Annotated in this window: 18 protein-coding genes; 11 read left to right on the top strand and 7 right to left on the bottom strand. The window is 32.9% G+C overall.

The window, feature by feature from the left end:
• Positions 1-204 precede the first annotated feature (204 nt).
• On the top strand, positions 205-2,241 hold the full coding sequence (locus ACFX5F_RS07625; protein WP_379851456.1) for a dipeptidyl-peptidase 3 family protein: 2,037 nt from the start codon (positions 205-207) through the stop codon (positions 2,239-2,241).
• Between the two features lie 338 nt (positions 2,242-2,579).
• Complete coding sequence (locus tag ACFX5F_RS07620) at positions 2,580-2,966, top strand: pyrophosphohydrolase domain-containing protein (RefSeq protein ID WP_379851454.1); 387 nt, start codon at positions 2,580-2,582, stop codon at positions 2,964-2,966.
• 131 nt (positions 2,967-3,097) lie between these two features.
• Here ACFX5F_RS07620 and ACFX5F_RS07615 read toward each other — a convergent pair whose 3' ends face one another.
• On the bottom strand, positions 3,098-4,165 hold the full coding sequence (locus ACFX5F_RS07615) for a branched-chain amino acid aminotransferase (protein ID WP_379851452.1): 1,068 nt from the start codon (positions 4,163-4,165) through the stop codon (positions 3,098-3,100).
• A 305-nt stretch (positions 4,166-4,470) separates the two neighbouring features.
• On the opposite strand from ACFX5F_RS07615, the gene mnmC2 reads away from it, so the two are divergent.
• Both mnmC2 and ACFX5F_RS07605 read left to right on the top strand, forming a co-directional pair.
• Positions 4,471-5,133 (top strand): tRNA (5-methylaminomethyl-2-thiouridine)(34)-methyltransferase MnmC2, encoded by a 663-nt coding sequence (gene mnmC2 / locus ACFX5F_RS07610; protein ID WP_379851450.1) that lies wholly within the window; start codon positions 4,471-4,473, stop codon positions 5,131-5,133.
• A gap of 134 nt (positions 5,134-5,267) precedes the next feature.
• Positions 5,268-5,465, top strand: a complete 198-nt coding sequence (locus tag ACFX5F_RS07605; protein WP_073208151.1) for a hypothetical protein — start codon at positions 5,268-5,270, stop codon at positions 5,463-5,465.
• A gap of 31 nt (positions 5,466-5,496) precedes the next feature.
• On the opposite strand, the gene ACFX5F_RS07600 is transcribed toward ACFX5F_RS07605, so the two are convergent.
• Entirely contained in the window at positions 5,497-6,438 is a 942-nt protein-coding gene (locus tag ACFX5F_RS07600) for a LysR substrate-binding domain-containing protein (protein WP_379851448.1), read from the bottom strand.
• A gap of 96 nt (positions 6,439-6,534) precedes the next feature.
• On the opposite strand from ACFX5F_RS07600, the gene ACFX5F_RS07595 reads away from it, so the two are divergent.
• From ACFX5F_RS07595 to can, 4 genes are all read left to right on the top strand, one after another.
• A complete protein-coding gene (locus ACFX5F_RS07595; protein ID WP_379851446.1) occupies positions 6,535-7,014 on the top strand; it encodes a Dps family protein in 480 nt (159 codons plus the stop codon).
• 189 nt (positions 7,015-7,203) lie between these two features.
• The gene (locus tag ACFX5F_RS07590; protein ID WP_379851444.1) at positions 7,204-7,422 is read left to right on the top strand and encodes a hypothetical protein; all 219 of its coding nucleotides are present in this window, start codon (positions 7,204-7,206) and stop codon (positions 7,420-7,422) included.
• 86 nt (positions 7,423-7,508) lie between these two features.
• On the top strand, positions 7,509-9,164 hold the full coding sequence (locus ACFX5F_RS07585) for a SulP family inorganic anion transporter (protein ID WP_379851442.1): 1,656 nt from the start codon (positions 7,509-7,511) through the stop codon (positions 9,162-9,164).
• 90 nt (positions 9,165-9,254) lie between these two features.
• Complete coding sequence (gene can, locus ACFX5F_RS07580; RefSeq protein WP_379851440.1) at positions 9,255-9,890, top strand: carbonate dehydratase; 636 nt, start codon at positions 9,255-9,257, stop codon at positions 9,888-9,890.
• A 204-nt stretch (positions 9,891-10,094) separates the two neighbouring features.
• On the opposite strand, the gene ACFX5F_RS07575 is transcribed toward can, so the two are convergent.
• The 3 genes from ACFX5F_RS07575 to ACFX5F_RS07565 form a co-directional block, all read right to left on the bottom strand.
• The gene (locus ACFX5F_RS07575) at positions 10,095-11,297 is read right to left on the bottom strand and encodes an LETM1-related biofilm-associated protein (protein WP_379851438.1); all 1,203 of its coding nucleotides are present in this window, start codon (positions 11,295-11,297) and stop codon (positions 10,095-10,097) included.
• A gap of 85 nt (positions 11,298-11,382) precedes the next feature.
• Positions 11,383-11,952: a YdeI/OmpD-associated family protein gene (locus tag ACFX5F_RS07570; protein ID WP_379851436.1), complete on the bottom strand. Its 570-nt coding sequence runs from the start codon at positions 11,950-11,952 to the stop codon at positions 11,383-11,385.
• Between the two features lie 16 nt (positions 11,953-11,968).
• Complete coding sequence (locus ACFX5F_RS07565) at positions 11,969-12,496, bottom strand: superoxide dismutase family protein (RefSeq protein ID WP_379851434.1); 528 nt, start codon at positions 12,494-12,496, stop codon at positions 11,969-11,971.
• A 298-nt stretch (positions 12,497-12,794) separates the two neighbouring features.
• Between ACFX5F_RS07565 and ACFX5F_RS07560 the strand changes: the two genes are divergently transcribed.
• The 3 genes from ACFX5F_RS07560 to ACFX5F_RS07550 all read left to right on the top strand — a co-directional run bounded on the left by ACFX5F_RS07560 (position 12,795) and on the right by ACFX5F_RS07550 (position 14,904).
• Positions 12,795-13,709, top strand: a complete 915-nt coding sequence (locus ACFX5F_RS07560) for a YihY/virulence factor BrkB family protein (RefSeq protein ID WP_379851432.1) — start codon at positions 12,795-12,797, stop codon at positions 13,707-13,709.
• Positions 13,710-13,861: 152 nt separating this feature from the next.
• A complete protein-coding gene (locus ACFX5F_RS07555; RefSeq protein ID WP_379851430.1) occupies positions 13,862-14,293 on the top strand; it encodes an META domain-containing protein in 432 nt (143 codons plus the stop codon).
• An 89-nt stretch (positions 14,294-14,382) separates the two neighbouring features.
• Positions 14,383-14,904 carry a DUF4251 domain-containing protein gene (locus tag ACFX5F_RS07550; RefSeq protein WP_379851428.1) on the top strand — a complete coding sequence of 174 codons (522 nt, stop codon included), beginning with the start codon at positions 14,383-14,385 and terminating at the stop codon, positions 14,902-14,904.
• A gap of 89 nt (positions 14,905-14,993) precedes the next feature.
• Here ACFX5F_RS07550 and ACFX5F_RS07545 read toward each other — a convergent pair whose 3' ends face one another.
• Complete coding sequence (locus ACFX5F_RS07545; protein WP_379851426.1) at positions 14,994-16,799, bottom strand: acyl-CoA dehydrogenase FadE; 1,806 nt, start codon at positions 16,797-16,799, stop codon at positions 14,994-14,996.
• A gap of 73 nt (positions 16,800-16,872) precedes the next feature.
• Complete coding sequence (locus ACFX5F_RS07540) at positions 16,873-18,054, bottom strand: acetyl-CoA C-acyltransferase (protein WP_104000525.1); 1,182 nt, start codon at positions 18,052-18,054, stop codon at positions 16,873-16,875.
• Between the last annotated feature and the right edge of the window lie 3 nt (positions 18,055-18,057).

Here is an 18,057-nt window from a genome sequence, read left to right as displayed (position 1 = left end):
TAGCAACTTAAAATTGGCAACATAATTGCTATTAAAAGTCGTTCAAAGTTAACAGGCTACAAAAACACACTTTGGAACAGAACAAGGCTAGTTATTTTTTGATAGTACTTTAACAGAAAATATTCTGCACTTTTTATCTATTATTCAAAGATGGCGTATATTTGTTGAATAATAATTTATTTAAACACTTAAATATCATTAATAATGAAATTACTTAAAATTGCTGGATTATTTGTGACTCTAACGGTTTCCGTTATTTGTAACGGACAAATAGCAAAAACTGCCGAAGCGAAAATTACAGAGAAAGCTCCTTTTGATTATGTTGTAGAGCAATTTGCTGACATTAAAGTATTGCGTTATCAAATTCCGGGTTGGGAAAACCTAACTTTAAAAGAACAAAAGTTAGTTTATTATTTAACGCAGGCTGGAACATCAGGACGAGATATAATGTGGGACCAACATTATAAATACAACCTTAAAATCAGAAAGGCATTAGAGCATATTTACCAAAATTATACGGGAAATAAAATTTCAGAAGACTGGAAAAATTTTGAAATTTATCTAAAAAGAGTGTGGTTTTCTAATGGAATTCATCACCACTATTCAAGTGAAAAAATTAAGCCAGGTTTTTCTGCAGCATACCTTAGCAGTTTGATGAAAGCTACTAAAACTACTTTATCTCCTGCTGTTACAGAAATTATTTTTAACGATGTGGATACAAAAAGAGTTAATTTTGATGAATCTAAAGGTTTATTAGAAGGTTCTGCAATTAATTTTTACGAAAAAGGAATTACATTAAAAGAAGCTGAAGATTTTTACGCTAAAAAAACAAGTCCAGATCCTAAAAAGTCCTATTCTTATGGTTTGAATTCTAAATTGGTTCGAAATGCAAAAGGACAATTAGAAGAAAAAGTTTGGAAAAGCAAAGGAATGTATGGTGCAGCTATCGATAAAATTATTTATTGGTTAGAAAAAGCTAAGGGTGTAGCCGAAAATAAGAAGCAAGGTGATGCATTAGGTTTGCTTATTAACTATTACAAAACAGGTAGTTTAAAAACTTGGGATGATTACAATATTGCTTGGTTGCACGCAACTGAAGGGAATATTGATTACATCAATGGTTTTATTGAAGTATATAATGACCCATTAGGATATAGAGGTTCGTATGAAGGAATCGTTCAGATCAAGGATTTTGATATGTCGGCAAAAATGGAAGTTGTTTCTAAAAATGCCCAATGGTTTGAAGATAATTCCCCTTTAATGCCAGAACATAAAAAGAAAAATGTTGTAGGTGTTTCCTATAAAACAGTAATTGTTGCGGGTGAATCTGGAGATTCTTCTCCTGCTACGCCTATTGGAGTAAACCTTCCAAACGCGGATTGGATTCGTGCAGAACATGGTTCGAAATCAGTTTCTTTGGGTAATATTATTGATTCTTATGCTAAAGCTGCAGGAAAAGGAAAATTGCAGGAATTCGCAAATGATGAGGAGGAAATTGCTTTGGCTAAAAAATATGGTGAAATAGGGGATAAGATGCATACTGCTTTACACGAAGTGGTTGGTCATGCTTCAGGACAGATAAACCCTGGCGTAGGAACTCCAAAAGAATCATTAAAAAGTTATGCTTCTACTCTTGAGGAAGGTAGAGCTGATTTAGTGGGTTTATACTATTTATACAATCCTAAACTACAAGAATTAGGATTAGTTGACGATTGGAAAAAACTGGGAATGGAATCTTATGACAGTTATATCCGTAATGGTTTAATGACGCAGTTAGTTCGTTTAGAATTAGGCGCAAATATTGAGGAAGCACACATGAGAAACCGTCAGTGGGTAAGTTCATGGGTTTTTGAAAAAGGGAAAAAAGACAATGTTATTGAGAAAATAACTCGTAATGGGAAAACCTATTTCAATATTACTGACTATGAAAAATTACATGATTTATTCGGACAATTATTAAGAGAAGTACAAAGAATTAAATCAGAAGGTGACTTTAATGCGGGAAAAGCACTAGTGGAAAACTACGGTGTAAAAGTAGATCAGAAATTACATGTTGAAGTTTTAGAACGCAATAAACAATTTGCTTCGGCAGCATATAGTGGTTTTGTTAACCCAGTATTAGTTCCAAAATTGGATAAAAAAGGGAATATTATTTCTATAGAAGTAAAACAACCCAAAACATTTGCGGAACAAATGCTGAAATATTCTAAGAACTTTGGTTTTTTGCCTTCGGAAAACTAGAAGAATAATTTCAAAAAAAATGCTCACCTTTTTAAGTGGGCATTTTTTTATTCCAAAAAATAAAGATTCTAACGTTTGAAAAATATTTTTATCATAAATAGAATTCCAATAAAAATTAAAAAACCGATTAATATCTTGTAATTTCCTTCGTAAAATATTTTGTGCATTTTTACATCTTTTCGGTAAGCAATTACCATTGCAATAATAAAAGCAACAAAAAAACAGCCCGCAAATATTAATTGTCCTTGACTAAACATAGTTTAAATTATTTGTAACAAAAATAGTTAATAGTTTAGAAATAGTTGCTAATTTGCCTTTTCATTTAAAAAATAAAAAAGATGCAAAAACAAATTGATTCAGTTAAGGTATTTCATACTGCATTTAAGATAGGACATAGCGAAATTCCAACAGCTGATTTGGGAGAAAGCAAACACACCCTTCGTTATAATTTAATGAAAGAAGAAAATGAGGAATATCTTGAAGCAGTGCAAAATAATGATTTGGTAGAAATTGCTGATGCCCTTGGAGATATGATGTATATTCTATGTGGGACTATAATTGAACATGGTTTGCAACACAAAATTGAAGCCGTTTTCGACGAAATTCAACGCAGCAATATGAGTAAGTTAGGAGAAGATGGAAATCCTATTTATCGTGAAGACGGCAAGGTCATGAAAGGTCCTAACTATTTTAAACCAAATTTTTTAAAGATACTTGGAGAGTAAGGAACAGATTCATATTGTTTGTATTAGGCGATAGAAATTTATTATTTAAATTGGATTACGCGAGTTCCAGCAATATAAAAAAAGCGATTTTCATAATGAAAATCGCTTTTTTTATACTTGAAATCTAAAATCTATACTTTAACAGTCCAACCAAAAGTATCTTCAGCTAGTTTGTTTTGAATATTAGTTAATTTATCTTTTAGTTGCAATGCCATTGAATTCTCATTTTTAGGTAATTCATAATAAACATCTTGATAAGAAAATCCAGAAATAGGACTAACTACTGCAGCCGTTCCAGCACCAAAAATTTCTTTCAGGGTTCCATTTTTAGAGGCTTCAACAAGTTCAGAAACTAAAACAGGACGCACATCTACATTAATACCTTCACTTTTGGCTAACTCAATCAAAGTCTTTCTAGTCACACCATCAAGAATTCTTTCACTGACTGGAGCGGTAAATAAAGTATCGTTTATTCTAAAAAATACATTCATTGTCCCAGCTTCTTCCAGTTTGGTATGTGTGGCATCATCGGTCCAAATCACTTGTTGGAAACCTTGTTTGTTAGCTAAACTAGTAGGGTAAAACTGTGCAGCATAATTTCCGGCAGCTTTTGCAGCTCCAATTCCACCATTTGCCGCTCTGCTGTAATGCTCAGCGATCAGAACCTTAACTTCGCCTGCATAATAAGCGCTTACCGGTGATAAAATGATCATAAATTTATAATCATCAGATGGGTTCGCAATTACACCAGTTCCTGTAGCAATCATAAATGGTCTGATGTACATGGAATTTCCTTTACCTCTTTTTATCCATGCCTCATCTAATTGAAGTAATTCCTTCAAACCGCTCATAAATATGTCTTCTGGCACTTCCTGCATGGCCATTCTAACAGCTGATTTATTAAAACGTTTATAGTTCTCATCAGGTCTAAATAACCAGATTGCATCATCCTCATCTTTGTAAGCTTTCATTCCTTCAAAAATAGCTTGACCATAATGAAAAACTCTTGTGGAAGGGTCTAACAAAAAGGGCGCATAAGGCTTAATGACAGGTTTTTGCCACTCTCCGTTTTTAAAATCGCATTCAAATAAATGATCTGTAAAAACAGAACCGAAGCTTAAGTTTTCAAAGTCTACTTCATTAATTTTTGTAGTAGCTGCTTTTATTATTTCAATTTTGCTAGTTTGAGTTGTACTCATAATATGATAGTATTTTTTATATTTTTATAATTGATGAACAAGAATATTAAAATCTTTGATTTTTTCACAAAGCGAACATTGTTATTTGCAAAATTAAATAAAAATCATCGAAATCCTTGTGATAAAACTATTAATTATAGGATTTAATTGTGATTTATTTATATTTTAAAAAATCGAAATAATTTGACTTAATTTATATCAAATAGATAAAAAATATTGATTTTTTTAGATGATACGTTTTAGTTTTGACTAAATTTGATCTGGTCATAGCGCATAAAAACTACTAATAAACTCAATTTTTAATTTTGAAAAGAGAAATTATCCAAACTTTTGACGGTTCTACAACTATTCATATAGAAGAATGGGACGAATGTTATCACTCTAAGCACGGAGCAATTCAAGAAGCACAGCACGTTTTTATAAAAAATGGATTGTCCTTATTTGAGAATAAACACGTTTCTATTTTAGAAATTGGTTTTGGAACGGGATTAAATGCATTCATCACTTTTTTAGAAGCAAAAAAACTAAATCAGACGATTGACTATGTTGGAGTTGAAGCATACCCAATTTCTGCAGATGAAGTTCTTTCCATGAATTATGTTGCGGAGTTGAATGCAGCGAATGAAAGCGCCATTTTTAAAACCATGCATGAGAGTAACTGGGGGGAAGAAATCAATTTAAGCAAAGATTTTTCATTGATAAAAAGAAAGCAATTTTTTGAAGCAATTGAAGATATTGAGAAATTTGATTTAATATACTTCGATGCTTTTGGTTACCGAGTACAGCCAGAATTATGGAGCACCGAAATTTTTCAAAAAATGTATAATGCACTTAAACGAAATAGTGTTCTTGTTACTTATGCAGCGAGAGGAGTAGTGAAGCGAAGCATGATCAAAGTTGGTTTTAGCGTTGAAAAGCTCGAAGGGCCTCCTGGTAAAAGAGAGATGTTTCGTGCTCGAAAAACATAGAGAATCAATACAGATGTTTTTTTACTGCTAAAATAAAAAATCAAAAAGAATGTTAATATGTAATGTTCTATCTATTTAAAATGTATTTTTACAGTAGCTAAAAATCAAGATCTAACCTATAATATTATTTTAATATGTCAAAAATCATGTTTGATTACACAAAATCAATACTAGAAAGAGTAAGTTTTGATCCAATACTTTTTTGTAAAGAATTAGAAAAAGCCATAAAAACCCTATTACCGTTTGAAATGGAACAATTACGAGAATGGTTATTAAATTTCACGATCGAAAAACCAGAATTGAAACAATGCTTGCTTATCGTAAATTCATAAATAAAAAAGGAACCTTAATCGGTTCCTTTTTTTATTTTTTCTGAATTGGACTTACAATTTGAACATTTTGAAAAACAATTGCTCCTTTTATAACTCCGGCAATTGTGCTTCTTAGTGCATCAATTATTTGTATTTTTAATTCGCTTTTTGGGAAAATCAAACTGACTTCACGTGCAGGTTTAGGTTCCTTAAAATGACGCAGCTTCAGTTTGTCTGATTCTTTCAAATCTAAAGTGTGCAGATAGGGCAGTAGTGTCGTTCCTAAACCCTCATCGGCTAGTTTTATTAATGTTTCAAAACTACCGCTTTCAATTTGAAAATGATTAAATTCATTTTTACCCTGGCTTTTGCATAAATTCAAAATTCCATCTCTAAAACAGTGTCCGTCTTGCAATAGCAAGATTTCATCCAGATTTAAGTCAGATACTTCAATTTCTTCTTTTTGAAAATTTTGATGACTCTCAGGAATATAAGCTACAAAGGGTTCAAAATACAAAACAATTTCTTTAATTTTTTCTTCCAATAATGGAGTTGCTGCTATTGCAGCATCCAAATGACCGTTATTGAGTTTTATTATAATCTCTTCTGTGTTTAGCTCTTCGATTATGAGTTTTACCTTTGGATATTTTTTTATGAAATTATTCAAAAACATAGGTAACAGTGTAGGCATGATAGTTGGGATGATTCCTAATCTAAATTCACCTCCTATAAAACCTTTTTGCTGTTCAACAATATCTTGAATTCTATCCGCTTCATTGACAATGTTTTTGGCTTGATTCACAATTTTTTGTCCAATATCAGTAAGTTGAATTGGCTTTTTAGATCGATCAAATATCTGAATACTTAATTCTTCTTCTATTTTCTGAATTTGCATGCTCAAAGTAGGTTGAGTTACAAAGCATTTTTCGGCAGCAAGTGTAAAATTTTTGTGTTCGGCTACAGCCAAAACATATTTTAGTTGGGTGATTGTCATTTTTATAGTATTTTCTGATGTAAATATAAAAACAATCAATTTAATTTATAGTGCAAATTCTATTTACTTCCATAAATTTGTAAGAAATAAAAAATTATGAAAACTAATATTCTAGGATTACCGGTAAAAGAATCAGAATTAATTGTAACAGAATTAAACATATTACTGTCAAATTTTCAAGTTTATTACCAAAATCTGAGAGGAATTCATTGGAATATTCGTGGAAAGCGTTTCTTTGACTTGCATGTAAAGTTTGAAGAATTGTACAATGATTCCCAATTAAAAATCGATATGATTGCTGAGCGAGTGCTTACTCTTGGTGGTTCACCATTTCATACTTTTGAGGATTATATAAAAAATAGCCAATTGCCTGTGGGTAAAAATATTTCAATTGATGAAAAAGCAATTCATCTAATTGTAAATTCATTGTCTCATCTATTGAAAATTGAACGAGAAATTCTAAATAAATCATCAGAAATTAATGACGAAGGAACAAATTCAATGATGAGTGGTTTCATTGCCGAACAAGAAAAAATAATCTGGATGATGCAAGCTTGGTTGGAAGAAGGATTGTAAAACCTCTAGATTATAATAGAAAACCAGATGAAGTAATTTATTTGGGTTTTTTTTTGAATGTTAATTTTTTTTTAAATTCACTTCAGCTTTCACTGTTTTCGTAAACTTTGCTCTATTTTTGCGACAATGAAAATAACTGCTCACATATTATTATTCATTTTTATCAGCTTTCTTTTAACTCCAACAATTGTGAGCTTAATCGAGGATGATAATGATACGTCTATATTTTATAGCTTTTCTGAAGAAGAAAAAGCCCATAAAGAAATTAAGGCCATTTTTATTTCCCATATTTCATTTGAAGATTTACCTGAATTGAGTTATGATTCAGCACTTATTCTTTCCGAGAATTTATCCAAACATGATAAAATAGCCTCGTCCATTTTTATTCCCCCGCCTGATCAGGTTTAATGCAATGTTGATTTTAGTTTTTTAAAATCAAATTTTCACATTTTTCAATGTGAGAAAGTCTTTGTGTTCAATTTTATTAAGGTATTATGACAAAAAAAATCAATCTTTTTGCTAACCTTAAATCCGATTTTGCATCTGGTTTAGTGGTTTTTTTGGTGGCTCTTCCTTTGTGTTTAGGTATTGCAATGGCTTCAGGAGCTCCTTTATTTTCAGGAATTATTTCCGGTATCATTGGGGGAATAGTAGTGGGATATTTGAGCAAATCACATTTAAGTGTTTCTGGACCCGCGGCAGGTTTAACAGCAATTGTCTTGACTGCAATTACGGATTTAGGTGCTTTTGATGTTTTTTTAACGGCAGTTTTCATTGCCGGTTTAATGCAATTAGCATTGGGATATATCAAAGCAGGAAGTATTTCTAATTATTTTCCAACGAATGTTATTGAAGGAATGTTAGCAGGTATTGGAATCATTATTATTCTGAAACAATTGCCACATGCTTTTGGTTATGATAGCGATTTTGAAGGAGATCAGTCTTTTCTACAGTCTGACGGGAGCGATACGTTATCTTCATTGTTGAGCATTTTTAATTACATACAATTAGGCTCAATAATTATTACGATAGTATCATTAATAATATTAATTGCCTGGGATAAGGTTTCTTTTTTGAAAAAGTTAAAATTAATACCAGGAGCACTTGTAGCAGTAGTGGCTGGTGTGATTCTCAACGAAATTTTCACTGCGGCAGGAAGTTCATTAGCTATTGCAAAAGAGCATTTGGTATCTCTACCTGTTCCCAGTAGCTTTGAGGAATTTAAGTCGATTATTGTCACGCCAAATTTCTCTGGCATAACAAATCCTAAAGTATGGGTGATTGCCTTAACTATCGCGATTGTTGCTTCGATTGAAACTTTATTGAGTATTGAAGCTGCTGACAGAATGGATGTTCAAAAGCGGTATACAGATACTAATGTTGAGTTAAAGGCGCAGGGAATTGGAAATATGATAAGTTCTCTTTTAGGCGGTTTACCGTTAACATCCGTAATTGTACGTACTTCAGCAAATAGTAATTCGGGTGCTAAATCAAAAATGTCAACGATAATTCATGGTAGTCTATTATTGATGAGTGTAGTTGCTATTCCATTGGTTTTGAATAAAATTCCATTAGCAACTCTAGCGGCAATTCTTTTATTAGTTGGATACAAATTAGCCAAACCTGCAACATTTAAACATTTTTGGGAAAAAGGAAAATACCAATTTGTTCCTTTTATCGCGACATTATTAGCTGTCGTATTTACTGATTTGTTGAAAGGAGTGGCTTTGGGAATTGTTATTAGTATTATTTTTGTTTTAAAAGGAAACCTTAAAAGAGCCTATAGTTTTAGAAAAGAAGAATATGCAGATGGAGATGTAATTCATATTGACTTGGCTCAAGAAGTTTCATTTTTAAACAAAGCTGCCATAAAACTTACTTTAAATGATATTCCAGAAAAATCGAAGGTAGTTATTGATGCAAAGGACACCGTTTATATTGCTCATGATATTTTGGATTTAATCCATGAATTTAAAACAACAAGGGCCGTAGATCAAAATATCAAGGTTAAACTTAAGGGATTTAAAAAAGCATATCAATTAGAAAACACTTCAGAGACACAAAACCATGTTACGATCGAACATTATTATGACTTTGCGAAAAGAAAAATGGTAAAAAAGGAAGTACAAACAGAAGTCTTTCCACAATAAAAAATTAAACTAATTATTTTCCAACGTTTAAAAACAGTTACTTTACACTGTTGAATTTAATTAAATTTGCAAATATTAAAAACTAAAATAATGAACGATTTTTATAAAAAAATATTAGACAATAATAAGAAATGGGTCGAAACTTCATTAGCAAGTGATCCAAATTACTTTCAAGATTTAGCCAAAGGACAAACTCCGCCTTTATTATGGATAGGTTGCTCTGATAGTAGAGTACCTGCTAACGAAATAGTGGGCGCTAAACCAGGTGAAGTTTTTGTTCACAGAAATATTGCCAATATGGTCGTACATTCTGATATGAATATGTTAAGTGTTCTGGATTATGCGGTTAATGTTTTAAAAGTAAAACATGTTTTAGTTTGTGGTCATTATGGTTGTGGTGGTATAAAAGCAGCTATGGGCAATGACTCCATTGGAATTATTGACAACTGGATTCGCCATATAAAAGATGTTTATCGTTTGCATAGCAATTATTTAGATTCCATCGAAGATGAAACAGAACGTTTTAACACATTTGTTGAAATCAGCGTAAAAGAACAAGTTTTCAATTTGGCTAAAACTTCGATAGTACAATCGGCTTGGAAAAATGGTCAGGAGTTGACTTTACATGGTTGGGCTTATGGTCTAAATTCAGGTTTTGTTACTGATTTAGAGGTTAATATCAGTTCTAATAATGATTTGGATGAAGTATACCAATTGAAATTTTAAATATAAGCCGCTTTCAAGCCTTCGGTATGGACCCAAAACCGGATTGGATATTAAACACGAATTTCACAAATTTGCACAAATTAATTCGTGTAAATTCGTGAAATTCGTGTTTAACTTTTTAATATCAACTTAAAAATTAGTGTGAATCTACTTCATCCCTCTTACAAACTTGTTTCCATGGGTAGCTCTCGAGCGGCTTTTTTATTATTCGATCTCTTCCAGATTTTCATTAAATGCCGAAGGTAAAAGCGTTGGGATAAATTTAATCAAAATAGGAAGGAGTAAACTTCCTCCAGGGAGTAAAAATATAGTCAATGAAGGTATGGTTTTACAAATATCCAATATTTGTTTCTTAACTTTTTTCTTTTCTTTTTCGTTTAAATCTCTTCGGGTGGAATAGGCCAGTAATACCATTAATTCTTTGCTTTGTACTATTTCCTTGACTAATCGCTTTTTATTGCGACTGATTAGGGTGACAACACTTTGGGTGGTATGGTCGTAAAAATGCTTAACAGGATTCGAATAATTAAAGTAAGGAATATCCTTTTTATGTTTTGTAATAAAGAGATTGGTACTGCTAATACTACGATCGACAAATTCTTCTGAAACGGATAGTACTTTGGCTAAAGAATGTAAAAAATACGCTTCGTTATTTTCAATTTTTCCATCGCTCCATAAAGCCATTCCGGCAACATCAATAAGATAGTATTTCTCAAGGTCATTTGTAAAATAATCCAATTGGATTGTTTCTAAATTCTGAACTGAATTCTTCGAAAATTTACTGTAACGTATCGAAGCTTCAAAAAGCTTAATCAATAAATCATCATATTGCGTTTTGTTGGACTTTACTTTCAATGCCAGTGTTACAATATTAACAACTGTTTCCTCAATTTTTTTTAGATATTTTTCAGGGATTGATGCATGAATTAAATATTGGCGAAACGCCAGTACATCAATAAACAATAAGGCATTTGTTACCAGATGCGAAAAGTTTTTACTGATGATTGTATCATTAGTTTGAACGCGTTCATCAATAATTTTTTCGAGAGTAAGCGAAGGCGAATTTTTAGGTAATATTTTCTTAAAGATGTTAAATCCCTGAGGATTCATTTGATTGTAAAAAGCAACAGTTTGTTTGATGAAATTTTCCGGACTAATTTCTTTTTCCGTAGAACAAAAAGTAGCGTACAAGGTATTTAATAAAGCAACTTTAGAAATTTCTTGCTTGAACCAGCCTTTGGTTTCAATAGGACTTTTTGTTTCAAAAGAGATTATGTGTCCATATATAAATCCTGTATCTCTAACCTGATGGTAAAAGGTATCAGTGGTCTGAGAAGCATTCTCTAGTGAAAATTTTTGTTCTATAAAAAATTTATCTATCCAACCGGACGCCGAAGGGTTAATCATTGCTTTAATTTGAAGCTACAAAGCTATGTTTTTTTATGGTTTTGTAGAAAAGTTTAGGTTAAGTTTTAATTACTTATTGGAAATATTAATCTCGGGCTTTTTTATTTTGGGAGCAGAGATTTATAATTTCAGTGATTCTATTATTTCTTGTTTCTTCTCTCTTGGCTTGATTGAGCCAATAGAGATAACTTTTTCTATAGGATGGACTAAAATTTTTATAGTTTTTGAAAGCAAAACTATTGTTGTTAAATGCTGTTTCTAGATCGGATGGAATAATCAAATCCTCTACAGCATCTAATGAGATCCACGATCCATTTTTTTTAGCTATTTCAACTTTTGCTAATCCACTTTCGTGCATCAAATTTTCTTGGATGAGTTTTTCTATATATTTTTTATTGAGCTTACTCCAAACACTTTTATCTTTTCTGGGTGAAAAAACCTGTTTACGCCGTTCTTCGTCCATTTTTCTTACTGTCGAATCGATCCACCCGAAACAAATGGCAACTTGCACTGCCTCTTCCCATCGCATACTTTCAAATTCACTCCCAACTTTATAAAAAATTAGATACACGCCTTTAGAGGAGTGATGATTTTCATTCAACCAATCACGCCATTCTTTTGTGTTTTTGAAATAATGGTGTTCTTTATCTTCCAATAAAAATTTTTAAAAACTATTTAATAATAGCGGAACATGCTACTCTTCCTCCGGCGTTTCCTGTGGGTTGTGTAACGAAATCATCAGTCCCTTGATGAACGATAAGCCCTTTTCCTACAATATCGTTAGTTACATCTCCACAGCCAATACACCATTCATCCGTCGTTAAAGTTATCGTTCCATTTCCTTTTTCATCTGCTGTAAAGTTCCCTATATCTCCTTTATGATGTTCGCCAACTCCCCATTTTCCATGTTTTTTGAATGTTGGGTTCCAATGACCTCCTGCTGAACTTCCATCGGCAGCTGAACAATCTGATTTTTCATGAATATGTATCGCATGCGCTCCAGGTGTAAGTCCAGCTAATTTGGCGACGAAAGTGACTTTACCGTTTTTTTCTGTAAAAGTTGCTGTTCCAGAAACAGTACTATTGCTTTTTGGTTCAAAGGTTAGGTCTAATTTTTTAGAATGATTTGAACTACTGCTCGTTTTGCATCCAATCATAACAGATAAAACTAGCGCAATTGAAAGTGTTATTTTTTTCATATTGAGTTTTTATTATAAAAAATTTATTACGTAAAGTTACTCCATTTTTAACGAAAATACCCGAATGAAAACATAAAATTGCAATTTAAGCTTATTGCTTTTTTATCGCTTTATAGCGCCACTTTCTGCTGTGAATTTTGCAAAAAGAATTTTTAATTTCAATGCATAAAGTTTGTAGTTTTGATAGCAGTTTATTCTGTTGCCATTCTTAGTTGGTCAACATCCAATTTGCCAAAGAATAATTATTGAGAAAGATAATCGATTTTTTTTATTTTGATAACGACAAAATATTTTTATTATGAATCGTAAAGAAGCAGCAAAATCTGGTTGGGAATTGTTAAAACGAACATATAAGGAATTTGATGATGATAATGCCATTAAATTAAGCGCTTCATTATCCTATTACACTATATTTTCATTGCCGCCATTATTAATTATTATTTTGTCAATTTTTAGTTTTTTCTTTGGACGTGAGGCTGTTACAGGGAGGTTTTTTGGTCAGATTAACGGAATGGTTGGTAATCAGGCAGCGCTGCAAATTCAGGCAACCATTAAAAATATAGAGCTGACGGATAGCAATACCTTTGCCGCTATATTTGGTGGTATTATGTTATTAATAGGTGCTTCGGGTGTTTTTGCAGAAATACAAAGTTCCATCAACTTTATATGGGGATTAAAAGCGAAACCAAATAAAGGAATCATGAAGTTTATTAAGAATCGAATTATGTCGTTTTCAATGATTGCGTCTGTTGGATTTTTATTGTTGGTCAGTTTAATGGTCAATACCGTTATGGATGTTATCAATGAGCAATTGTTGCGATATTTTCCGGACTTAACCGTTTATTTATTTTATGTCTTTAATATTCTAATTTTATTTTCGACGACTACTATATTGTTCTCCATTATTTTTAAAACACTTCCGGACGGCTATATCGCTTGGAAAGACGCATTAGTTGGCTCTAGTTTTACTTCATTTTTCTTTATGTTTGGTAAGTTTGCTATCGGTTTTTATTTAGGAAGTTCAACTGTAGCAACCGTTTATGGAGCCGCCGGGTCAGTAATTATCATTTTAATATGGGTATATTATTCTGCTATTATTTTGTATTTTGGTGCCGAATTTACCAAAGTTTATGCCAACGTACATGGCGATAAAATTGTTCCAAATGCATACTCAGTTGGAATAAAAGTAGAGGTGATTGAAGTAAAAAAATAAAATCATGTTCTTGTGATTTCTTAAGTGTAAGGAAGTTATAAATTTACTTTTTTTGAAGCTTTTTTTTAGTACTAAATATTCTTCTAAAATTTAACATTGGCAGTATTATTGATTGTATTTTTCAATATTTTATTTCAATAAAAAACAAACTTATGAAAAAAATAATTTTAGCGCTAACTATTTTATGCTTAGTGTTTATTTCCTGCAATTCAATTAAAACATCAAATGCTAAAACGGCTTCGCTTGAAGGAACTTGGGAATTGAATTACATTACAGAACCAAGAATTGCTTTTGGGGGATTGTTTCCAAACAAAAAACCAACGATCATTTTTGATTTGAAAGAAAACAGAATTTCGGGTAATGCCAGCTGCAACAGGTATAGCGGAAAATTAAATGTTGATGGAAATAAAATCAGTTTCAAAGAACCGATTGCAATGACTAAAATGATGTGTATGGATATTAAAGGTGAAGTGGTATATATGGCAGCACTTCAAAAAATAGATTCTTATTCTATTTCCAAAGATGGAAAAACGTTGAATTTTATCATGGGGGATACTGCCATGATGCGTTTCGAGAAAAAATAAGCTGGGAATTTACTCTTGTAGCTCTTTTAATTTATCGTATTTTTTATTATATGCTTAAAGAAGGATTTTAATTAAAATAAATAGAAATCATGAAAACAAAAAATATCTTTTTAGTGTTGTTGCTTTCACTTTTTGTTACGATGAGTTTTGCTCAGGAAAAAACTAGAAAACAGTTAAAAGAAGCCCGTAAAATTGAAAAACAAAAACAGACGGAGATTTTGGTAAATTCCAAAGAATTCGTTTTTGTAGCCAGAAATGCTTCGCCTCAGGGATTCAGAAACATAGATTTAACGACTAATCCCAATTATGTAAAATTTCAACCTGATTTTATCAAAAGCGAAATGCCTTTTTTTGGCACAGCCTATAGTGGTGTGGCCTATCGAGGGGATGGCGGTTTAAATTTTGAAGGCAAACCACAAGAATATACTATTAAAAAAGAAAAGAAAGCTTATCAAATAAAAGCCGTAGTTAAAGGGCAATATGATGTGTATACGATATATCTCTCCGTTTTTTTTGATAGCAGCGCCTCACTTTCCATTAATTCAAATAATCGCAGTACAATCTCCTATAATGGAGAAATACGGGCAATAGAAAAGAAGGATATTAAATAATTTAAAATTTAAGTCATAAAAAAACCGTCTCGTTATTTCAACTTGACGGTTTTTTAAACAAATAAATTCAACTAAAAACTATTTTCTAATTAGTAACAGTATTCATTTTTCTCTACTAATTTTGCAGTAATTGCTTCTCTTAATGCTACAATATTTGGCATATTGGTATATTTTGTGAAACGGCGTAATCCCATTAACATCATACGTTGCTCATCTCCTTCGGCAAAAGAAATAACACTTTCTTTCCCTTTTTGAGTAACGATATCTACCGCTTTGTATAAGTACAATTTTGCCATGGCAATTTGCTCTTTTACTTTAGCTTCTCCTTCTTTTTTTGCTAATTTCTCTGTTCTAAGAATAGTACTTTCAGCCATATAGATTTCGATTAATATATCAGAAGCCGCCATTAATAATTGTTGGTGTGAATCTAAATCCGGACCATATTTTTGAACAGCTCCACCAGCAACCATTAAGAATGCTTTTTTCAATTTGCCAATCATTTCTTTTTCCTCAGCAAATAATTCAGAATAGTCAGGAGTATCAAAAGATGGAATTCCCATTAATTCTTCTTGTACTTTTGATGCAGGTCCGAGTAAATCAACGTGGCCTTTCATCGCTTTTTTAATCAACATACCTACAGAAAGCATTCTGTTGATTTCGTTAGTTCCTTCGTAAATACGTGCAATACGCGCATCTCTCCAGGCGCTTTCCATCGGAGTGTCTTCAGAGAATCCCATTCCACCAAATATTTGGATTCCTTCATCAGCACAATTTTGAATATCTTCAGAAACAGCCACTTTAAGGATTGAGCATTCAATAGCATATTCTTCAACACCTTTCAATTCTGCTTCTTGATGTGAAACACCTTCAGCTTCACGAGCTGCGATCCTATCTTCAATATCTTTAGCAGCACGGTAGGAAGCACTTTCTCCAGCATAACAACTTGTTGCCATTTCTGCTAATTTTGAACGAATCGCACCAAACTGAGAAATTGGAGTGTTAAACTGAATTCTTTCATTAGCATATTGTACCGAACTTGTAATCACTCTTCTTTGTGCGTCTAAACAAGCTGCTGCTAATTTAATACGACCCACATTCAAAGCATTCATGGCAATTTTAAAACCGTTTCCTCTTTCAGAAAGCATGTTTTCAACTGGAACTTTAGTTTCATTGAAGAAAACCTGACGCGTAGAAGAAGCACGAATACCTAATTTATGCTCTTCTTCACCCATTGAAATTCCGTTATCAGGTGTGTTTTCAAGGATAAAACCAGTAATATTTTTATCATCACCAATACGGGCAAAAACGATGAAAACGGAGCAAAATCCTGCATTCGAAATCCACATTTTTTGTCCTGTGATAGAATAATATTTTCCATCTTCAGATAAAACTGCTTTTGTTTTTCCAGAATTAGCATCAGATCCTGCGCCCGGTTCTGTCAGGCAATACGCGCCAAACCATTCGCCAGAGGCTAATTTAGGAACGTATTTTTGTTTTTGTTCTTCTGTTCCGTATAAAGTGATTGGCATTGTTCCAATTCCTGTATGTGCTCCGAAAGCAGTTGAGAATGATCCCGTTGCTCCCGAGATATAATCACAAACTAACATTGTAGATACAAATCCCATTCCTAATCCACCATAAGCTTCAGGTACAGCAACTCCTAAAAGTCCTAAGTCTCCTGCTTTTTTCATAGTTTCTTGTGTATAAGCGTAATCTTTTTTCTCAAAACGATCTTTGTGCGCCCATAATTCTTTGTCTACAAACTCTTTTACAGAGTCACGCATCATTAATTGCTCTTCTGAAAAATCTTCTGGAGTAAAAATATCTTCGCACTTTGTTTCTTTAACCAAAAACTGACCGCCACGGGTTACGTTTTTTTCAATTGTATCTGCCATTTTTTTTTATTTTTTTGATGTTGATGTTGTTGTTAATGTTCTAAATCCTAAGTTAACGGATGGAAATCTATGACTACAAAAGTTCGTAAATTCCTGCTGAACCTTGTCCGGTTCCTACACACATACTTACAATTCCGTATTTGCTTCCTCTGCGTTTCATTTCGTCGAATAATTGAACAGACAATTTTGCTCCGGTACAACCCAGTGGGTGACCTAATGCAATCGCTCCACCATTGACATTGATGATATCTGGATTTAGGTTTAATTCTCTCGTTACGGCTAATGCTTGCGAGGCAAACGCTTCGTTCAACTCAATTAAATCAATATCATTTAAGGTTAATCCTGCTTGCTTTAATGCTTTTGGAATTGCTTTTACCGGTCCAATTCCCATAATTCTTGGTTCCACTCCAGCCGAAGCGAAATTTACCAAACGGGCGATAGGAGTAAGGTTTAACTCTTTTACCATTTCTTCACTCATGATTAGAACAAAAGCTGCTCCATCACTCATTTGAGAAGAGTTTCCTGCAGTTACACTTCCGCCAGCTTCAAAAACCGGTCTTAAACCTGCCAAAGCTTCCACAGAAGTTCCGGCTCTTGGACCCTCATCTTTATTTACAATATAAGATTTAGTTTCTTTTTTACCGTTCTCGTTGATAAACGTTTGTTCTACAGTAATAGGAACAATTTGTTTGTCAAATTTACCTTCGGCTTGCGCTTTTAAGGCTTTCATATGTGATTGATAGGCAAACTCATCTTGGTCCGCACGAGATACATTGAATTGTTTGGCAACGGCTTCCGCAGTTAATCCCATTCCCCAATAGTAATCTTCGTTTCCAGCTTTTGCAACAGCATAATCCGGAGTAGGTTTGTAACCTCCCATTGGAATAAAACTCATGCTTTCGGCACCACCGGCAATGATACAATCTGCCATTCCAGATTGGATTTTGGCTGTAGCCATACCAATTGTTTCTAATCCAGAAGCACAATAACGGTTTACGGTTACACCCGGAACGTCTTCTATTTTCAATCCCATCAAAGAGATCAATCGTCCCACGTTTAGTCCTTGTTCTGCTTCCGGCATCGCATTTCCTACCATCACGTCATCAATACGTTTCTTGTCGAAATCAGGCAACTCATTCATCATAAATTGAATGGTTTCCGCTGCCAATTCATCAGGACGTTTAAATCTAAACACCCCTTTTGGGGCTTTCCCCACGGCTGTTCTGTATGCTTTAACTATATAGGCTGTTTTCATTTT

This window comes from Flavobacterium zhoui (assembly GCF_042787235.1).
GTDB lineage: Bacteria > Bacteroidota > Bacteroidia > Flavobacteriales > Flavobacteriaceae > Flavobacterium > Flavobacterium zhoui.
This window is presented reverse-complemented; position numbering and strand designations above follow the sequence as displayed.